The organism is Halorussus sp. MSC15.2 (genome assembly GCF_010747475.1).
Classification (GTDB): Archaea; Halobacteriota; Halobacteria; order Halobacteriales; family Haladaptataceae; genus Halorussus.
On the sequence record NZ_VSLZ01000001.1, the window covers coordinates 1,108,451 to 1,125,920 of the forward strand.

The 17,470-nt window shown below is 67.1% G+C and carries 15 protein-coding genes and 1 pseudogene; 11 read left to right on the plus strand and 5 right to left on the minus strand.

What is annotated here, in order from left to right:
* Positions 1–77: 77 nt before the first annotated feature.
* The 3 genes from FXF75_RS05830 to FXF75_RS05840 all read right to left on the minus strand — a co-directional run bounded on the left by FXF75_RS05830 (position 78) and on the right by FXF75_RS05840 (position 2,501).
* A complete protein-coding gene (locus tag FXF75_RS05830) occupies positions 78–278 on the minus strand; it encodes a hypothetical protein (RefSeq protein ID WP_163520624.1) in 201 nt (66 codons plus the stop codon).
* Between the two features lie 147 nt (positions 279–425).
* On the minus strand, positions 426–1,241 hold the full coding sequence (locus FXF75_RS05835) for a hypothetical protein (RefSeq protein WP_163520626.1): 816 nt from the start codon (positions 1,239–1,241) through the stop codon (positions 426–428).
* Between the two features lie 66 nt (positions 1,242–1,307).
* Positions 1,308–2,501, minus strand: coding sequence for a redox-regulated ATPase YchF (locus tag FXF75_RS05840; RefSeq protein ID WP_163520628.1), 1,194 nt, complete (start codon positions 2,499–2,501; stop codon positions 1,308–1,310).
* A 202-nt stretch (positions 2,502–2,703) separates the two neighbouring features.
* Here FXF75_RS05840 and FXF75_RS05845 point away from each other — a divergent pair, with 202 nt between their 5' ends.
* The 3 genes from FXF75_RS05845 (at position 2,704) to FXF75_RS05855 (ending at position 6,984) form a co-directional block, all read left to right on the plus strand.
* Positions 2,704–4,203 (plus strand): CDP-glycerol glycerophosphotransferase family protein, encoded by a 1,500-nt coding sequence (locus tag FXF75_RS05845; protein ID WP_163520629.1) that lies wholly within the window; start codon positions 2,704–2,706, stop codon positions 4,201–4,203.
* Between the two features lie 74 nt (positions 4,204–4,277).
* Positions 4,278–5,162: a glycerophosphodiester phosphodiesterase family protein gene (locus tag FXF75_RS05850; RefSeq protein WP_163520631.1), complete on the plus strand. Its 885-nt coding sequence runs from the start codon at positions 4,278–4,280 to the stop codon at positions 5,160–5,162.
* A gap of 139 nt (positions 5,163–5,301) precedes the next feature.
* The gene (locus tag FXF75_RS05855; protein WP_163520633.1) at positions 5,302–6,984 is read left to right on the plus strand and encodes an HAD-IIA family hydrolase; all 1,683 of its coding nucleotides are present in this window, start codon (positions 5,302–5,304) and stop codon (positions 6,982–6,984) included.
* Between the two features lie 109 nt (positions 6,985–7,093).
* On the opposite strand, the gene FXF75_RS22430 is transcribed toward FXF75_RS05855, so the two are convergent.
* Positions 7,094–7,306, minus strand: coding sequence for a hypothetical protein (locus FXF75_RS22430; RefSeq protein WP_240334498.1), 213 nt, complete (start codon positions 7,304–7,306; stop codon positions 7,094–7,096).
* Here FXF75_RS22430 and FXF75_RS22435 point away from each other — a divergent pair.
* The 3 genes from FXF75_RS22435 (at position 7,280) to FXF75_RS05870 (ending at position 9,823) form a co-directional block, all read left to right on the plus strand.
* Positions 7,280–7,771: a sugar phosphate isomerase/epimerase gene (locus FXF75_RS22435; RefSeq protein WP_240334499.1), complete on the plus strand. Its 492-nt coding sequence runs from the start codon at positions 7,280–7,282 to the stop codon at positions 7,769–7,771. The two genes, FXF75_RS22430 and FXF75_RS22435, sit on opposite strands and share 27 nt — an antisense overlap.
* A gap of 86 nt (positions 7,772–7,857) precedes the next feature.
* Complete coding sequence (locus tag FXF75_RS05865; protein WP_163520635.1) at positions 7,858–8,817, plus strand: NADPH:quinone reductase; 960 nt, start codon at positions 7,858–7,860, stop codon at positions 8,815–8,817.
* Positions 8,818–9,058: 241 nt separating this feature from the next.
* Complete coding sequence (locus FXF75_RS05870; RefSeq protein WP_163520638.1) at positions 9,059–9,823, plus strand: ferritin-like domain-containing protein; 765 nt, start codon at positions 9,059–9,061, stop codon at positions 9,821–9,823.
* Between the two features lie 45 nt (positions 9,824–9,868).
* On the opposite strand, the pseudogene FXF75_RS05875 reads toward FXF75_RS05870, so the two are convergent.
* A pseudogene (locus FXF75_RS05875) lies at positions 9,869–10,907 on the minus strand (zinc-dependent alcohol dehydrogenase family protein).
* A gap of 315 nt (positions 10,908–11,222) precedes the next feature.
* Between FXF75_RS05875 and FXF75_RS05880 the strand changes: the two are divergent.
* The 5 genes from FXF75_RS05880 to FXF75_RS05900 all read left to right on the plus strand — a co-directional run bounded on the left by FXF75_RS05880 (position 11,223) and on the right by FXF75_RS05900 (position 17,233).
* Entirely contained in the window at positions 11,223–12,557 is a 1,335-nt protein-coding gene (locus FXF75_RS05880) for a sodium-dependent transporter (RefSeq protein ID WP_163520640.1), read from the plus strand.
* A 291-nt stretch (positions 12,558–12,848) separates the two neighbouring features.
* Positions 12,849–14,189 (plus strand): sodium-dependent transporter, encoded by a 1,341-nt coding sequence (locus FXF75_RS05885; RefSeq protein WP_163520641.1) that lies wholly within the window; start codon positions 12,849–12,851, stop codon positions 14,187–14,189.
* 115 nt (positions 14,190–14,304) lie between these two features.
* Positions 14,305–15,240, plus strand: a complete 936-nt coding sequence (locus FXF75_RS05890) for a halocarboxylic acid dehydrogenase DehI family protein (protein ID WP_163520643.1) — start codon at positions 14,305–14,307, stop codon at positions 15,238–15,240.
* A 119-nt stretch (positions 15,241–15,359) separates the two neighbouring features.
* Positions 15,360–16,904 (plus strand): acyl-CoA carboxylase subunit beta, encoded by a 1,545-nt coding sequence (locus FXF75_RS05895; RefSeq protein WP_163521125.1) that lies wholly within the window; start codon positions 15,360–15,362, stop codon positions 16,902–16,904.
* Positions 16,905–16,909: 5 nt separating this feature from the next.
* Positions 16,910–17,233 carry an acc operon protein gene (locus FXF75_RS05900; protein WP_205427206.1) on the plus strand — a complete coding sequence of 108 codons (324 nt, stop codon included), beginning with the start codon at positions 16,910–16,912 and terminating at the stop codon, positions 17,231–17,233.
* The last annotated feature ends 237 nt before the right edge of the window (positions 17,234–17,470 follow it).

The following is a 17,470-nucleotide window of genomic DNA, read 5'->3' on the forward strand; positions in this document are numbered from 1 at the left end:
GGTTTAGGGCCACCGCCGGTGTTCGACCCGGGTAGACACGGAACGCGGCACCGCGAACGCACGGCCCGTCGCCGACGTTACTTCTCGGCGTAGAACCGGACCAGTCCGCACTCCGGACACCGCCGCGGCGTCACCTCCAGCGCCTTGGCGACCCCGACCGCGGCCAACACGTCGTCGGCCTCGGTCTCGGTCCGGACTCTGAACTCCCCTTGACCGGTGAAGAGGTCGGCTTCCTCTAGCGCAACGTCACAGTCCGGACAGCGCGCGTCGACAGCCATACGACGGGTTTCTCACGGTCTCAGGAAAAGCATGTCGAATTCAATTCAACGCGGCGACATCTACCGCGGTGTGTGGATAGCACAGACCCGCGGTCGTGGGACCGAACGCGGCGCTCGGTGGTCGAGTGTCGAAGGCTCGTGGACCGCTCAGAGCAGGACTTCCTCGTCGGGGAGCAACTCAGCCTCCGTGCGTCTCGCGGCCTCGCCCTCCCCGACGAGGGTCGATTCCTCGACCGGTTCCGAGAACCGGTCGGGGTCGGGTTCGACCGACTTCAGCATCGACGAGAAGACGGACCCTCGGCGTCCGCCCGCCGAGACGATTCCGCCGTACTTGCGCTCCTCGAACGACGACTCGTCGGGGTGGGGAAACTCCTCGCGGATTATCTGGGCGGTCTCCGCTATGTACTCCGCCGCGCACTTCTGCGTGTAGCGACTCTCCTCGTAGTAGGTCTGAGCGTGGTCGTCGTCCAGTTCCTCCGAGAGGTGTTGGGGCGACTCGTACACCACCGACTCGCTGGTGGCGTACCCGCTCGCGAACCGGACGTTCACGGTGAAACTGTCGGGGTACCGCAGGATTATCGGGAAGAACAGCATGTCCGTGATAGTGGTCCGCTGCTGCATCCGCCAGAGCGCCTCGAAGTAGTACGACGCGAGCGCCCCGACCCGGTCGTCTCGCTCGTCGCGGTTGTACGCTACCGCGACTTCTTCGTAGTCGTCGCCCGCGACGCGCCGGAGTCGCCGTTCGAAACTCTCGGTGAGGTGTTCGAACTCCGTCTCGTAGGCGTCCAGCAGCGACGCGTCGGGGTCGGCGAGCAGTTCTGCTTTCCGCTCGCAGGCGTCCGCCACGTTCATCATGTTCTCGTGGAACACTCGCTCGGCCTCCTCGTCGGGAAGCGGCGTCCTGACCGCGCGGCGATGCAGGACCTGGGCATCGCCGTTGAACCGATGCTGCTGCTCTCCCATGCGAACCTCTTCCGCGACGAGGAGACATTAATCGGTCGGGTCGCGGAACGATTTCGGCCGGACGAGTCAGTTCGTGGAGACGATGTCGATGACGTCGCGACCGTCGAGTCGCGTGTCCGCGCCGACCTGCCGGTTGCTCCGGCAGTCGATGCCGTGGAGGAACCCCTCGCCGAGGTCCGAGTGGATGTGGTGGGCGAAGTCCTCTGCGGTCGCGCCCTCGGGCAGGAGGAAGCAGTCGGGCAGGACCTCGCCGTTCTCGTTGCCAAGACCGTTCGCGCCGCCGGGGAACACCGGAATGACGCCCAGTTCCTCGAACAGCGCGTCTTCGAGCGCGCGCTGGACGCCGGTCCCGTCGAACTCGTGGACGAACGACTCGATGGCCTCCAGTCCCTCGCGCTGGTCGTTAGAGACGTCGCCGATAATCTCGAAGTCGCCGTCGCCGGGTCGGTACTCGACGACGCCCTGTTCGTCGGCCTGCTTGAGCGCCTTCTCGGCGTGGGCGCTGACCGGCACGAACGTCAGGTGGTCGTACTCGGGGTCGTCGGTAATCTCCTCGAAGTTGGCCTGGGCCTCGGGGGTGTCCATCTTGTTCGCGGCGACGACCATCGGTTTGGTCGTCTTGCGAATCTCGCGGGCGAGTTGCTCGCGGTCGTCCTCGTCCCACGTCGCGGGGTCGAGGTCGAGACCGAGCGAGAGGATTTCGCGCTTTATCTCGTCCTTGTTGGTCCGGAACGCGCTCATCTGCTCGGCCAGTTCCACTTCGATGTCGTCCTCGTTGCCGTCGTACCCGCTCTGGTAGCGCTCGATGCCCTTCTCCAGAATGCCGAGGTACCACATGTCGAGTTCGTCTTCGAGGAAGTCCACGTCGTCACGCGGGTCGTGGTCCTCTGTGGGTTCGCCCTCGATGTCGGTCCTGCCCGAGAAGTCCACGACGTGGACCAGCACGTCGGCCTCGTTGAGGTCGGTCAGGAACTGGTTGCCCAGTCCCGCGCCCTCGTGGGCACCGGGAATTAGTCCAGCCACGTCCACGAGTTTGGTCGGGACGAACCGGGTGCCGTCCTCGCAGAATCCGACGTTCGGCGTACAGCGCTCGTCGAACTCCGGGGCCGCGCAGTCCACCCGGACGTAGGCCTCGCCCACCGCCGGGTCGATGGTGGTGAATGGGTAGGCTCCTTCGGGCACGTCGTTCATCGTGGCGGCGTTGAAGAACGTGGACTTCCCGACGGAGGGCTTGCCCACGAGTCCGATTTTGTAAGTCATTGAGTCCGATTGGCGGGTCTGTAGATATAAGGCCTGCTACTGGCGGTATCGGCCGTTAGGGAGTCTCGCGGTGGTTGGTAACGAATCACTCGTGGCATCCCCTGACCCTCGAACGCCGACCTCCGCCGGACGGCTTTTTGTCGGCGGCGTCGTGCGTCGGACCGATGGTTCTCCGACCGCCGCCGAGTTCCCAGTCGCACCGATGGACCTGAACGCGTCAGTCTCCCGCGCGCTCGCGTCGCTCTCGGACTCCACGGGCACGCTCACGTCGCTCGCGGACGACGTTTCGTTTCTCGCGCAGTGGCGACTGTTCCGGGGCGTGAAGGCCCTCGACTCGCGCTGGGACCGGACGCCGGGTCTCGCCCGCGACGAGTCGCTGTGGGCGTTCGGCGCGCGCGGCGGGACGGCGTTCGCGGACAACGCCAAGTACCTCTACCTCCACGTCGCGGCCCGACATCCGGAGATACGTGCGGTCTGGCTCTCGAAGGACCCCGAGGTCGTGCGCGAACTGCAGGCCGAGGGCTTCGAGGCGTACCACTGCTACTCGCCCCGGGGCCTCCTGCTGACGCTCCGGGCGGGCGCCGTCTTCCTGACGCAGGGCCACCGCGACCTCGCCATGCCCTTCGTCGCGGGCGCGCTCACGGTCCTGCTCTGGCACGGTCTCCCCCTCAAGCGCATCTCGTGGGACGCGGAGTTCCGGCATCGTCCGGCACCCGTCCGTCGGACGCAGGCCCGACTCTCCGGGGAGTTCGACCTGCTCACGATTCCCGGCGAGGGGGCGGCCGACGTCTTCGCGTCCGGTCTCCGCATCGACCGCGAGCGGATGGTCGCCACGGGCTACCCCCGAAACGACGCGCTCTTCGCCGAGATTCCGGGCGAGCGCGTCGGGACCGACGCCGCGGCGCTCGACCGAGTCCGCGACCTCGCGGAGGGACGCGACGCCGAGAGTGCGGACTCCCCGTCGCTCGTTTGCTACCTGCCGACGTTCCGCGAGTGGACCGACGAGTCGGTCGCCGACCGCCTCGACTTCACGGCGCTCGACGCGTTCCTCGCCGAGCGAGACGCCACGCTCGTCGTCAAGACCCACCCGCGCGACTCGCTCGACCTCCCCGAGGGTCTCTCGCGGGTCGTCCAACTCCCCGAAGCGACCGACGTCTACCCGCTCCTCCGATACGCCGACGCGCTGGTCACCGACTACTCGTCGCTATACTTCGACTACCTCCTGCTCGACCGACCCGTGGTCTTCTACCCCTACGACCTCGACGAGTACCGCGCCCGCCGCGGGTTCTACTTCGACTACGAGTCGGTCACCCCCGGCACGGTCGCCCGGACGTTCGACGGCCTGCTCGCGGGTCTCGACCGCGCGCTCGACCCGGCCGACGACCGCGACGCGCCCCGCCGCGAGGCGGTCCGGACCCGACTCCTCGGCGCGACCCCGCCACGGAGGCGTCCGGCGACTCGACCAGTGGCGGAGCCGCCGCGACCGACGAGAGAGTCGGCGGGGACGACGGGGGTCCCGGACGCTCCCCCGACTGCGCGCCCCCGGCCCCCCGGTCGGCGGTGGTCGCCGACCTCGTCCGGCGTCGCCTCTCCCGGAATCGGCGCAAAACACGGTGGCGGCGGCCGAATACGTAGTTTCGAGTGCGCTCAATCGACTCGGTTCCGTTACGGAGCGATATTTATATTCAGAGAGAAAGTTTGAAGGCTACTACCCAGAAACCCCCGACCAAGGGTGCAGAGGCGCTTGCGCCGGTCCCCGAAGCGCCGCGACTCACTATGGTAGGAACGAGCGGAACGACCCGACAGGCGACGACCAGTCGAACCGACGTATCGCTCATCGCTCACCGCGGATTCGCGGGCGTCTACCCCGAGAACACCGTGGCGGCGATAGAACGGGCAACGACCGCAGCCTCCCCCGGCGGTCTTCCCGAGATGGTGGAAGTGGACGTGATGCCGACCGCCGACGGCGAAATCGTCACCTTCCACGACTACGACCTCGGTCGCTTGACGGACGCCCCCTCCGAACTCGCCGACCGGAAGGTGTGGGAGACGACCGCCGAGACCCTCGCGGACCTCGACGTCCTCGGCACGGGCGAGCGAATCCCCACGCTCTCGGCGGTCCTCGACGCCCTCCCGTCGTCGGTCGGCGTCAACGTGGAGTTCAAGAACCCCGGGTCGGCCGAGATTCGCCCCGGCGAGAACCTCCCCCCGGAGGCCCGCGCCGAGCAGACGGCCCTCTGGAAACCGTTCGCGGAGGACGTCCTCTCGACGCTCTCGGCGACCGACCACGACGTGTTGGTCTCGTCGTTCTCGGAGGGTGCGCTGGCGGCGGTCCGCGAGGTGGACTCCTCGGTCCCCCTCGCGGTCGTGTTCGCCGACTCCATCGCGGACGGGATGGAGGTCGCGCGCCGGTACGACTGCGAGGCGGTCCACCCGCCGTGGAACGCGATTGCGGGCACGCCGCTGTTCAACGCCGAGTACGGGTCGCTCGGCCCCTTCGAGGACATCGACCTCCTCGAACTCGCTCACGAGGAGGGCCGAGCGGTCAACGCATGGACCGTCGAGCGCTGGTACGAGGCCGACCAACTCCGGCAGGCGGGCGTGGACGGCGTCATCGCCGACTACCCCGGTGTCCTCCAGTTCGGCGACGCCGGGACGTGACGCCCTCGCTCGCGACTGTTTCTGCTACGGCGCGGAACTGCGGTTCCTGTGATGTATCGTATTTCAGTTAAAACTCGGATGAAAAGAGGCCGACAGGACTAAGGTCGCTTGCGTTGGGTTCTGGTGCGGTGACTTATTCGTGAAGGGAGTAATCTTAGCGGCTGGTATCGGGTCTCGACTCCGGCCGCTCACGCTGGAGAAGCCGAAATCGTGCGTCACAGTCGATGGAACCCCTATCCTCGCCCACCAACTCCGGGCCTACGCCGACGCGGGCGTGACCGACGTCGTGGTGGTCGCGGGGTATCTGGCCGACGACGTGCGAGCGCTCTGCGAGGAAGTCGCGGATTCGCGGCCGGACCTCGACGTCACCGTCCGCGAGAGCGAGGTGTTCGCCAACACCGACAACATGTACTCGCTCTATCTGGCCCGCGAGGCGGTGGCGGGCGAACCGTTCGTCCTGACCAACGGCGACGTGGTGTTCGAACCGGAACTGCTCGCCGACTTGCTCGCCGCCGACGCCGACAGCGCCATCGCGACCGATACTGCGACCTTCTCGGAGGAGGCGATGAAAGTGACCGTCGGCGACCGTGGACGCGCGACTCATATCGCCAAGAGCGTTCCGGCGGACGTGGCTCACGGCGTCTCGACCGACGCGTATCGATTCTCGGCGGCGTTCTCCGAGGCGCTGTTCGACGAGATAACACGGACCATCGAACGCGAGGGCGACTACGGCGACTGGACCGAGGCCGCCGTCGACCGACTCCTCAGGGGCGGGACCCACGACGTCGAACCTGTAGACGTCTCCCAACACCGGTGGGTCGAAATCGACGACTTCGACGACCTCCGGACCGCCGACCGCCGGTTCTCGTCGCTGTCGGACCTCGGCGAGAAGGAGGCGGTGTTCTTCGACCTCGACGGGACGATGTATCTGGACGACGACCTCGTGACCGGGGCGGACGGGGTCGTCGAGGCGCTCCGGAACCGCGGCGTGGAGGTCTACTTCCTGACGAACAACTCCTCGAAGTGGAAGGACGACTACGCCGAGCGGCTGACTGACCTCGGCGTTTCGGCCGCCGAGGAGGACGTCCTGCTCTCGACCGACGGGGTCCTCCAGCACCTCCGGCGCACCGACCCGGACGGGACGTTCGTCCTCGGAACCACCGAGATGCGCGACGCCCTCGCCGACCGCGGCGTCGAAGTCGTGGACGAACCGGACTCGGGCGAGGACGCGCCCGACGCGGTGGTCGTCGGGTTCGACACCGAACTCACGTACGAGAAGGCCCGGAAGGCGACCCTCGCCGTCCGAGACGGGGCGACGTTCCTGCTGGCCCATGCCGACGCAGTCTGCCCGACCGCGGAGGGGTTCGTCCCCGACTGCGGGGCCATCGGCGCGATGATAGAGCGCGCGACCGACCGGTCGCCCGACCGCGTCTTCGGCAAGCCGAACGTCGAGATGGTCGCCCCCGTCCTCGACGCCGAGGGGTACGCGCCCGAGGACGTGGCGGTGGTCGGCGACCGACTGGCGACCGACGTGCGACTCGCCGAGAACGTCGGGTGCGAGTCTGTCTGCGTGCTGACGGGCGACGCGACGCGCGCCGAGGTGGAGTCGAGCGACCGCTCGCCGACGCTGGTCGCGCCGACCGTGGCCGCCCTGACCGAGTTCGTCCGGGGCGACGCGACGCCCGACGAGACGACGCCCGACGAGGCGACGACCGACGGAGGGAGGACTGACGGGGCGACGGCCGAGGAGCGGACGGCCGACGACGGGACGACCGACACGAAGAACTCGGCGGCGTCCGCGGACGGAGGGTCCGAGCGGTGAGCGACGACGGCGTCCGACGGGGGTACGTCACTCAGACCCACACCGGCGCGGTGTCGTGGGAGACCGCGCTCCGGCAGGCGGCCGAGGTCGGGTTCGACTTCGCGGAACTCTACATGGACGGCGCGACCGAGCGCACTCGACTCGACCCGAACGCGGTCGGGTCGCTGGCCGCCGAGGAGGGTCTCGACCTGCTCGTCCACCTGCCGTTCGTGGACATCGAAATCGGGTCGCCGCGCGACCGGTCCGAGAGGGGTCGCTGTCCGAACAGCGCGCCGCCGTCGAAGCGGCCGCCGAGATGGGCGCGGAGAAGGCGGTCCTCCACGCCGGGACCAGCGCCCGGCCGCCCGAGTGGCAACTGGACGAAGTCGCGCCCCACCTGCTCGACTCCGTCCGGATACTCGACCGATTCGCCGCCGACCGGGACGTCGAAATCTGCGTCGAGAACCTGCCGGGCATCCCGCTCACGGTCCACGACTTCGACAGGGTGTTCGACGAGACGGAGGCGTCGATGACCTTCGACACCGGCCACGCCCGGGTGGACGGGATGGACGCCGACGAGATGGCCGACTTTCTGGCGGACCGCGGCGACCGGGTCTCGCACGTCCACGTCAACGACGCCCGCGAGGCCGCCGACGAACACGTCCCCACGGGGTCGGGGACGCTGGACTTCGAGACGGCGCTGGCACCGCTCCGCGGTGACTGGACGGGGACGGTCTCCGCGGAGGTGTACACCTTCGACTTCGACTATCTGGAACTCAGCGCCGAGAAACTGGACGGCTACCTCTGAGTCGGGCACCGGATAGTTCTCCGAGTCCGGACCGGGACGTTGCCGGAGCGTCCGAGTTTATCAGGGGCGGCCCTGTACCCGATACCATGCGCGCAGTTCGCTATCACGAATACGGCGGCCCGGACGTACTCAGAGTCGAAGACGCGGAGCGACCCGACCCCGGTCGCAGGGAGGTACGCGTCGAAGTTCGCGCCGCGGGCGTCAACCCGGTGGACACCTACTTCCGTGAAGGGAGCTACGAACCGCCCGAACTCCCGATGATACCGGGGTCGGACCTCGCCGGTGTCGTGGACGCCGTGGGCGAGGACGTGGACGAGTTCGCCGAGGGCGACCGAGTGTTCGGCACGGGACTGGGCAACGACCGACAGGGGACCTACGCCGAGTACGCGGTCGCGCCGACCGACCGCCTCGCGCACCTGCCCGAGAGCGTCGATTTCGAGGAGGGCGCGGCCGCCGCGCTCGTGGGCGTGACCGCGTGGCGCGCGCTGGTGGACCACGCGGGTCTCGAACCCGCCGAGACGTGCCTCGTCCACGGCGGGTCGGGCGGCGTCGGTCACGTCGCGGTCCAACTCGCCGACGCCGCGGGAGCGCACACTGTCACCACTGCGTCCGCGGAGTACCACGACCGACTCGAAGAACTGGGCGCGAACTCGCCCGTGGACTACGGCCGCGAGGACCTCGCCGACGCCGTGGTCGAGGCGGCAGGCCGTCCCGACGTGATTCTGGACCACCGACTCGACGACTACCTCGACTTCGACGCCGAAGTCGGGACGCAGGGCGTCCGCGTCGTCGGCATCGGGAACACCCGACCCGCGGCCGGGTTCGAGAACATCGCGGCCGCTCGCGCACAGGAGATGACCCTCCAGTTGATGAGCATGTACAACACGCCGGACATGTCGGCGGTCCTCCTGAAACTGGCGCGATTGCTGGAGTCGGGTGACCTCCGCCCGCACGTCTCGAAGCGCTACGACTTGGACGAGGCCGCCGCGGCCCAGAAGGCGGTCCTGCAGAACAGTTTCTTCGGGAAGTTGGTCGTCACGCCGTGACGGACGTCGCTGCCGCGACTGTCTCGGCAGAGAACGCCTGATTTCGTCCGTTCAACGTCCCATCCCGTTCTTAATGCTCGCGTTTCCGGCGCGAAATTCGCGTTCCGGCGGACGGATTCGCGTCCTCACCTTCTCCGCCGGTGTAAACTCGACTTAACCGCGGAACTGTTTCACGCCGATTGCAACGGACTCGACCCCTTTCCACTGGATAGCCCGTCGTCCGAGTCGCGGAACGACAACCATGACAGAGAACAATCGAGACGACGAGCGGCCGGAGGAGAGCATCGAAGCACTGACCGAGAATCTGGGCGGCGGGTCCGACTCGCGGCGCGGATTCCTGAAGAAGGGAGCCACGGCGTCGGCGGCGGGTCTCGGACTGTCCGCAGGCGCAGGGAACGTCGCGGCATCGGGAGACGGAGACGAGACGACGACGCAGGCCGAGGGGCAGGACGAGGTCAACCCGGTCGCGGTGCTGAACTACGCGCTGGTCCTCGAACGCCTCGAAGCGACGTTCTACACTCGCGGACTAGAGGAGTTCAGCGAGGACGAAATCGAGAGTTCCGACATCGCGGGCAACTTCGGCGAGACGGTCCAGTCGTCGCTCTACGACCAACTCACGACGATTCGCGACCACGAACAGTCTCACGTCGATTACCTCGTGAAGACCATCGAGAAGTTGGGCGGCGACCCGGTCTCGGCCGACCAAGTCAGCTTCGCGTTCCCGCTCGAAAGCCCGTCCGGGTTCATCAAGACGGGACAGACGCTCGAAACGACCGGCGTCTCGGCCTACGACGGCGCGATAAACCTGCTGAAGCAGGACAACCTGTTGACCGCCGCGGCCACGGTTGCCACGGTCGAGGGCCGCCACTCCGCGTATCTCAACGGTCTTACGGGGAAGTCGCCGTTCCCCCGAGCGTTCGACAACGCCAAACCGCCCGCGGAGATACTGCCGCTGGTCGCTCCGTTCGTGGAGGGCGACGTGAAGGAACTCCTCGAAATCGTGTAGGACGCGCTCGACGGTATCGGCGAGGTCGGCGATACTGGCCGTCGCTCAGATTTTCACCATGACCTTGACGGCGTCGCGCTGGTCCATCGCGCGGTACCCCTCGGGAACGCCGTCGAGTCCGACGGTCCTCGTGAAGACGGGCGAGGGGTCGAGGGTGCCCTGAAGCACGTCCGCCATCAAGTCGTCCACGTACGCGCGAACGGGGGGCGACCCCGCCTTCGAGTCCGACGTTCTTCCCGAACGCGGTGTCGAGGAAGGCGGCCTCGTCCACGCCCGCCGGGACGCCGACGTAGCCGACGGTGCCGCCGGGCCGCGCGACCTGAAAGGCGGTGTCCATCGAGGACTCCGCGCCGACGCATTCGAGGACGTGGTTCGCGCCGCCGTAGGTGAGTTCGGTGACCTCCTCTACGGCCTCCTCGCCCCGCGCGCTCACGACCTCGGTCGCGCCGAACTCCTCGGCTATCTCCAACCGGTCCTCGTGGTGGCCCATGGCGATGATGCGCTCGGCACCGAGTCGCTTGGCGGCGAGCACGCCGCAGAGGCCGACCGCTCCGTCGCCGACCACGACCGCAGTGTCACCGGCTTCGACGCCCGCGCTCACCGCGGCGTGGTGACCCGTACACATGACGTCCGTGAGCGGGAGGAGGGATTCGAGGACCGACTCGTCGTCCGCGTAGCGCTCGGGGACGCGGACGAGCGTGCCGTCGGCGTGGGGCGCGCGAATCTTCTCGCCCTGCGCGCCGGTGTTCTCGCCGCCCCAGCCAGCGCCGTTCTCGCAGGAGGTGTGGAGTCCCTTTCGACAGAACTCGCACTTCCCGCAGCTAATCGAGAACGGCGAGAACACGCGGTCGCCCGGCCGGACGTGGGTGACGTCCTCGCCGACCTCCTCAACGATGCCCATCGGTTCGTGACCGACCCGGCTCGGCGTCGGGTAGTCGCGCTCCCCGCGGTAGAACCAGAGGTCGGAACCGCAGATGGCGGTGTGGGTGACCCGGACGACGGCGTCCGTCGGCTCCTGAATCTCCGGGTCGGAAACTTCCTCTATCTCGATATCGCCTTCGCCGTGGAACACTGCGGCATCCATACCTGCGCTTCCCGTGGAACGCTGAAAAAGCCGGGGTTCACGGTGGTCGTTGCTGGAGAACGACGCCGTCTCGACCCCGAACGACGACTGCGGTCGCGGGGAGACCCCGACGAAATCGCCGAGACGACGGTGGTTCTCTGCCGGGGTCTCCTCCAGGACTGCCGATTGGACGCTGCCCGGCTACACGAAGTCTTGAACGTTCGTCAAATTCCGCACTGTATCACGGTCGTTAAGAACAATTATACCGGCAAAAATCGTCTCACAGGTTACGAACCGTTTCACTTTTAGCCGTGGGTTCGATAGCGAGACTCACACATGTCGGAACGAGAAACATGGACGAGTAGAATTGGATTTATCTTCGCCGCCGTCGGGAGCGCGGTGGGACTCGGGAACATCTGGTCGTTCCCGTTCCAGACCGCGGCGAACGGCGGTGCCGCGTTCCTCGTGGTCTACCTGTTGGCCGTGTTCCTCATCGGCTTCCCGACCATGATGGTCGAGTTCGTCATCGGTCGGCGCGGCGAGCGCAACCCCGTCGCCGCGTTCGAGAAAATCGGCTACGGGAACTGGTCGTTCGCCGGCGGACTCGGCGTGTTCTCCTCGCTGGTGACGCTGTCGTTCTACAGCGTCGTCGGCGGGTGGGTCCTCAGTTACATCGTCGGTAGCGCCACCGGCGCGTACTTCGGCGACGCGGGAGCGTACTTCGGGTCCATCGCCTCCGGTCCCACCGCCATCGCCGCGCACGCGGTGTTCATGCTCATCACCATCGGCATCGTCGCGTCGGGCGTCACCGACGGTATCGAGCGCGCCACGACGTTCATGATTCCCGCGATTCTGGTCCTCCTCGTCGGACTCGCCGCTTGGGCGACGACGCTCGAAGGGGCCACGGCGGGGTACGCGTTCTACCTCTCGCCGGACTTCGGCGTCATCGCGGACAACTTCTGGTCCATCGTCCCGCCCGCCATGGGGCAGGCGTTCTTCACGCTCTCGCTCGGATTCAGCGTGATGATAGCCTACTCCTCGTACCTCGGCCGCGACGATAGCCTCCCGGCCGACGGCGGTGCCATCGTCGTCGTCAACACGTTCGTGGCGCTCCTCGCCGGGTTCGTCGTCTTCCCCATCCTGTTCGCCACGGGCGGCGCGGGCGGTGCGGGCGGCGGTGCCGGGACGGCGTTCGTCGCCCTCGCGGGTGCGTTCGGTAACCTCCCCGCGGGCGGTATCATCGGCTTCGTCTTCTTCGCCGTGCTGCTGTTCGCGGCGCTCTCCAGTTCCATCAGCCTGCTGGAAGTGCCGGTGTCGTACATCTCCGAGAACTACGGGTACAGTCGGGCCACCACCGCGGTGGCGATGGGCGCGACCATCGCTCTCGTCGGCGTCCCCGCGACGTTCGGCACGTCGTGGCTCGGATTCTACAACGACGTGGTGTTCAAGTTCCTCCTCCCCGTCGCCGTCCTCCTGCTCGCCGTCTTCGTCGGTTGGGTCGCCGACACGGAAGCGGTGGACGAACTGGGTCGAGGCTCCACGTTCGGCGAGTCGTTCACCACGGCGTGGCTCTGGTGGGTCCGCGTCGTCGTCCCATTCGCCGTCATCGTGACCCTCTACCTCGGCATCACGGCCCTCTACGAGGGTATCACCACGGGAGCCTACTTCTAGGGCCGACGCGCCTCGGCTCTCGAACGCGGCGTCATTCCCCGAACTCGACTATTTTCGCGGCGCTCGCCGATTCGACTCGACTACCGATGGCTCTCCGCGAGTTCTGGTTACGAATCGTAGATTAAAAGCCGAGTATCGGCGTCGGAATCTATACTTCTTCAGATGGACTCCAGTTTGTCGCCCACTCGATTACAGAGAACTACCGAATTACGCCGGAAAGAGCATCATATTTCCGAATTAACGGTTCGTAACTCGAAACCCTCTTATGGCCGTGTGGGCGAGTGTGTCGCAATGACACGCGAATCGTGGCGCACGCGACTCGGCTTCATCCTCGCCGCAGTCGGCAGCGCCGTCGGCTTAGGTAACGTCTGGCGGTTTCCGTGGATGACCGCAGAGAACGGCGGAAGCGCGTTTCTGGTGGTGTACCTCGCGATTATCCTGCTGGTCGGCGTCCCCGGCCTGCTCGCGGAGTTCGTCATCGGGCGGCGCTCCCAGCGCAACCCAGCGGGCGCGCTCTACAGGCTCTCTTCGGGGTCGAAGTCGTGGGGCGCGGTCGGTCTCTTCGGCGTCGTGACCGCGGTCGTCCTGCTGTCGTTCTACAGCGTCGTCGGCGGGTGGATTCTCCGATACTTCCTCGCCAGTTTCACCGGCGCGTACTTCGGGTCGCCCGGCCAGTACTTCGGGGCCATCGACTTCGGTCTCCCGGCGGTCGGCTTCCACGTCGGCTTTCTCGCGCTCACGGCGTTAGTCGTGGTCGGGGGTATCCGGGACGGCATCGAGCGAGCGACGAAAGTCATGATGCCCGCGATAATCGTCCTGCTCGTCGCACTGGCAGGGTGGGCGGTCACTCGACCCGGCGCGGGCGCGGGCCTGTCGTTCTACCTCGACTTCGACGGGGCCTACCTCCGAGCCAACTTCTTCGACGTGCTGGGCGCGGCGGCGGGACAGGCGCTGTTCACGCTCTCGCTCGGCGTCGGCACGATGATAACCTACGCCTCGTATCTGGGCGACGACCACAACCTCGCGTCCGACGGGAGCCTCATCGCGGTGCTGAACACCGGCGTCGGGGTTCTCGCGGGGTTCGTCGTCTTCCCGCTCCTGTTCGCGACGGTGGGCGAACTGACTGGTCCGGCCGCGGCGGGCGGCGGTCCCGGCGCGCTGTTCGTGAGTCTCGCCGGTGCGTTCTCCCAACTCCCCTTCGGCCAACCGCTCGCGGTCGTCTTCTTCGGCGTCATCGTCCTCGCGGCGCTGTCGTCGTCCATCAGCATGCTCGAAATCCCGGTGGCCTACCTCGTGGACGAGTTCGGACTGGAGCGCCGGACCGCGACCGCCACGCTGACGTGTCTCGTTCTGGTGACCGGGTCGGCCAACGCGCTGAACCCCGGTCTGTTCGGCTTCGTGGCGGGGACGCTCGTGGACCTGATGCTGACCACGGGTCTCGCGGGGTTCCTCGTGTTCGTCGGGTGGGTCCTCGGCAAGGACGCCGTGACCGAGTTCTCGTCGGGCGCGGGGTCGCGCGTCCGGTCGCTCGGCCCGGCGTGGCTCTGGTCGGTCAGGACGATTCTGCCGCTGTTCCTGCTCGGCACGCTCGCGGTGAACCTGCTGGCGCTCGCGGGCGTCTCGCTGTTCTGAGAACCCGAACCTCTTTCCTGCTTAGTACTGATTCCGCGCTTTGTTCCTCTACCGTCCTCGACAGCGCCGAGCGTGACGAACCACTAAGTCCGTCCGTGGGCAACGCTAGCAGGCGATGGATACCACCAAACAGCTCTACGAACAGGAGGCGACCGGGTGGAAGCGCGGCCTGTACGACGACATCCAGCGGACGTTCCGCGCGCCGGTGGTCAACTGGATATTCCGGACGCTGATGGCGAATCGCCCGGAGTTCCTCCGATATCTCTGGGGGCAGGTGAAACCCGTATTCCAGACGCGGGCCTTCGGTCGATACACGGTTCAGTATCGAGACGCGGTCCTCTCGGCGGTGGAAAGCGAGGGGGCGATTCCGCGGTTCCGCCGCGAGGAGGTGGACGTCCGACCGGCCGAGTATCGCGAGCTACGCGGCCAAATCGCCACTTTCGACGTCGTCGCCCCGCGGCTCGCGCTGCTCTTCGAACTCGCCGACCGCCTGCTGCACGACGACCCCGTCGGCGAGGAGTGGGGCGGCGAGGCGTCAGCGGGCGACGACGCCGAGGACGAAGACCGACGCCGAGACGCCGGGCGAGCGGCCACCGCCCCGCTTCCGGCGTGGCTCGACGCCGACCGCGGACTGTCACCCACGCTCGGTACCGCGGACGAACTCGACGGGGACGCCGCCACCGCCGTCTCGGAAATCGAGGCGTTCCACGGTCTCGGCGACACGCTCCCGAGCGTCTATCGGTGTCTAGTCCAGTGGCCGGGGTATCTCACCGCGGCGTGGCCCGAGTCGAAACCCCTGCTGGAGTCCGACGGGTTCGAGGAGGGGCACGAGCGCGCCGACGAACTCACCGCCGAGTTCGTCTCCCGGCTTCCCTACGCCCCGCGACTCCGCCCTGAGGACCTGCGTCGCCGGGGGATGGACGACGAGGCCGTCGAAGACGTACAGCGACTGTTCCGCCGCTTCGACACGGGACCCGTCGAGACGGTCCTGCCCGCCATCGCGCTCCACGCGGAGACTGTCGGGGCCGCCGGGCGGCGCGAGTGGGACTGACGGCGACGACCGCGGAGTCGGTTCCACAGCGGCCGAACCTGATTTTAGCAACGCTTTTCCCGCCCGTAGTACTCAAATCGCCTAATGAGTAGCCATCGGAGGGTTCGACGAGCATGACGATGGAAGACAAGATAGACGAACTCCGCGAACTACGCGAAGAGGCCCTGCAGGGCGGCGGCGAGGAGCGAATCGAGGCCCAACACGACAAGGGGAAGATGACCGCGCGCGAGCGCATCGACTACTTCCTCGACGACGGCACGTTCAACGAGTTCGACCAGCTTCGAACCCACCGGAGCCACAACTTCGGCATGGAGGAGAAACAGGTCAAGGGCGACGGCGTGGTGACGGGGTACGGCGAGGTCAACGGTCGGAAGACGTTCGTCTTCGCCCACGACTTCACCGTCTTCGGCGGGTCGCTCGGCGAGGTGTTCGCCGAGAAGGTCTGCAAGGTGATGGACAAGGCGATGGAGGTCGGCGCGCCGGTTATCGGTCTCAACGACTCGGCCGGGGCGCGGATTCAGGAGGGCGTCTCGTCGCTCGCCGGGTACGCTGAAATCTTCCGGCGCAACACCGAGGCCTCCGGCGTCATCCCCCAGATTTCGGCCATCATGGGACCGTGTGCCGGGGGCGCGGTCTACTCGCCCGCCATCACGGACTTCATCTTCATGGTGGAGGACACCAGCCACATGTTCATCACCGGCCCGGACGTCATCGAGACGGTCACGGGCGAGCAGGTGACATTCGAGGAACTGGGCGGCGCGAAGACCCACGAATCGACCTCCGGCGTCTCGCACTTCTCGGAACCCTCCGAGAAGGATGCCCTCGACGACATCCGACGCCTGCTGTCGTACGTCCCCCAGAACAACGTCGAGGACCCGCCGCGGGTCGAACCGTGGGACGACCCCGAGCGACGCGACGAGGAACTGACGAACGTCGTCCCCGACGAACCGAAGAAGCCCTACGACATGACCCGCGTCATCGACGGCGTGGTGGACGAAGACTCCTTCTTCGAGGTGCAGGAGGGGTACGCCAAGAACATGGTCATCGGCTTCGCGCGACTCGACGGGCGGTCGGTCGGGGTCGTCGCCAACCAACCGCGAGTCAACGCCGGGACGCTGGACATCGAGGCCTCCGAGAAGGCCGCCCGGTTCGTCCGGTTCTGCGACTCGTTCAACATCCCCATCACGACGTTCGTGGACGTGCCCGGGTTCATGCCCGGTACCGACCAAGAGCACGGCGGCATCATCCGTCACGGCGCGAAACTGCTGTACGCCTACTCCGAGGCCACCGTGCCGCTGATGACGGTCATCACCCGGAAGGCCTACGGCGGGGCCTACGACGTGATGGCCTCCAAGCACATCGGCGCGGACGTCAACTACGCGTGGCCGACCGCCGAAATCGCGGTGATGGGTCCGAAGGGCGCGGTCAACATCCTCTACGACGACGAACTCGCCGAGGCCGAGGACCCCGAGGCCCGCCGCGAGGAACTCATCGACGAGTACCGCGACCAGTTCGCCAACCCCTACACGGTCGCGGACCTCGGCTACGTGGACGACGTGCTCGAACCGCAGGACACTCGCCCGCGCCTCATCGACGACTTAGAGATGCTGTCGAGCAAGCGCGACGAGCAACCCGACAAGAAACACGGGAACATCCCGCTCTGAGACCCATGGCGACATCTCACTCCGAGGAGCGCGAGGAGTCGGACGCCGCGGACGCGCCGACCGACGTGACCCTCGACGGGGCGGACCTCGTCGTTCCCGACGACGCCACCGACGAGGAGGCCGCCGCCATCGCCGCGGCAATCGGCGCACACCTCCGGGCGCAGGCGGCCGCGGCCGCCGCCGCGGAGAGCGACGACGAGGAGACGTGGCGCGACCGGCGCTGGTCGTTCGCGGGTCGCCTGCGCGGGTTGCAGGGCCGCGCGGGCCGCGTCCCCGAGAGCGCGCCCACGGACGCGTGGACCGCTTCGGGGCGTACCGACCGGTTCTGACGCCGCTCTTCTCCGGCAGTCGATAGTTCATCTCGCCGCTCTTTGTTCCGCACGTATCGTAACCTCTCGTTTTCACCCACGTATCGTGCTCCCCGCTCCTTCCGCCCGCCACCGCGTGTCGGAAATCTGGGGGTTACGTCTAAGTAACAGTGGATACTACGCTTGGTAGCGACTGGCTCCGTCAAATCACCGTCTCGGTGCCCGAGGCGGCAGATTCTCGCGCCGGGGGCCGGGAGG

Excerpts from the sequence above, each read along its gene's own strand:
- FXF75_RS05830 (WP_163520624.1), bottom strand. The coding sequence starts at position 278 with ATGGCTGTCGACGCGCGCTGTCCGGACTGTGACGTTGCGCTAGAGGAA.
- FXF75_RS05835 (WP_163520626.1), bottom strand. The coding sequence starts at position 1,241 with ATGGGAGAGCAGCAGCATCGGTTCAACGGCGATGCCCAGGTCCTGCAT.
- FXF75_RS05840 (WP_163520628.1), bottom strand. The coding sequence starts at position 2,501 with ATGACTTACAAAATCGGACTCGTGGGCAAGCCCTCCGTCGGGAAGTCC.
- FXF75_RS05845 (WP_163520629.1), top strand. The coding sequence starts at position 2,704 with ATGGACCTGAACGCGTCAGTCTCCCGCGCGCTCGCGTCGCTCTCGGAC.
- FXF75_RS05850 (WP_163520631.1), top strand. The coding sequence starts at position 4,278 with ATGGTAGGAACGAGCGGAACGACCCGACAGGCGACGACCAGTCGAACC.
- FXF75_RS22435 (WP_240334499.1), top strand. The coding sequence starts at position 7,280 with ATGGGCGCGGAGAAGGCGGTCCTCCACGCCGGGACCAGCGCCCGGCCG.
- FXF75_RS05865 (WP_163520635.1), top strand. The coding sequence starts at position 7,858 with ATGCGCGCAGTTCGCTATCACGAATACGGCGGCCCGGACGTACTCAGA.
- FXF75_RS05870 (WP_163520638.1), top strand. The coding sequence starts at position 9,059 with ATGACAGAGAACAATCGAGACGACGAGCGGCCGGAGGAGAGCATCGAA.
- FXF75_RS05880 (WP_163520640.1), top strand. The coding sequence starts at position 11,223 with ATGTCGGAACGAGAAACATGGACGAGTAGAATTGGATTTATCTTCGCC.
- FXF75_RS05885 (WP_163520641.1), top strand. The coding sequence starts at position 12,849 with ATGACACGCGAATCGTGGCGCACGCGACTCGGCTTCATCCTCGCCGCA.
- FXF75_RS05890 (WP_163520643.1), top strand. The coding sequence starts at position 14,305 with ATGGATACCACCAAACAGCTCTACGAACAGGAGGCGACCGGGTGGAAG.
- FXF75_RS05895 (WP_163521125.1), top strand. The coding sequence starts at position 15,360 with ATGGAAGACAAGATAGACGAACTCCGCGAACTACGCGAAGAGGCCCTG.
- FXF75_RS05900 (WP_205427206.1), top strand. The coding sequence starts at position 16,910 with ATGGCGACATCTCACTCCGAGGAGCGCGAGGAGTCGGACGCCGCGGAC.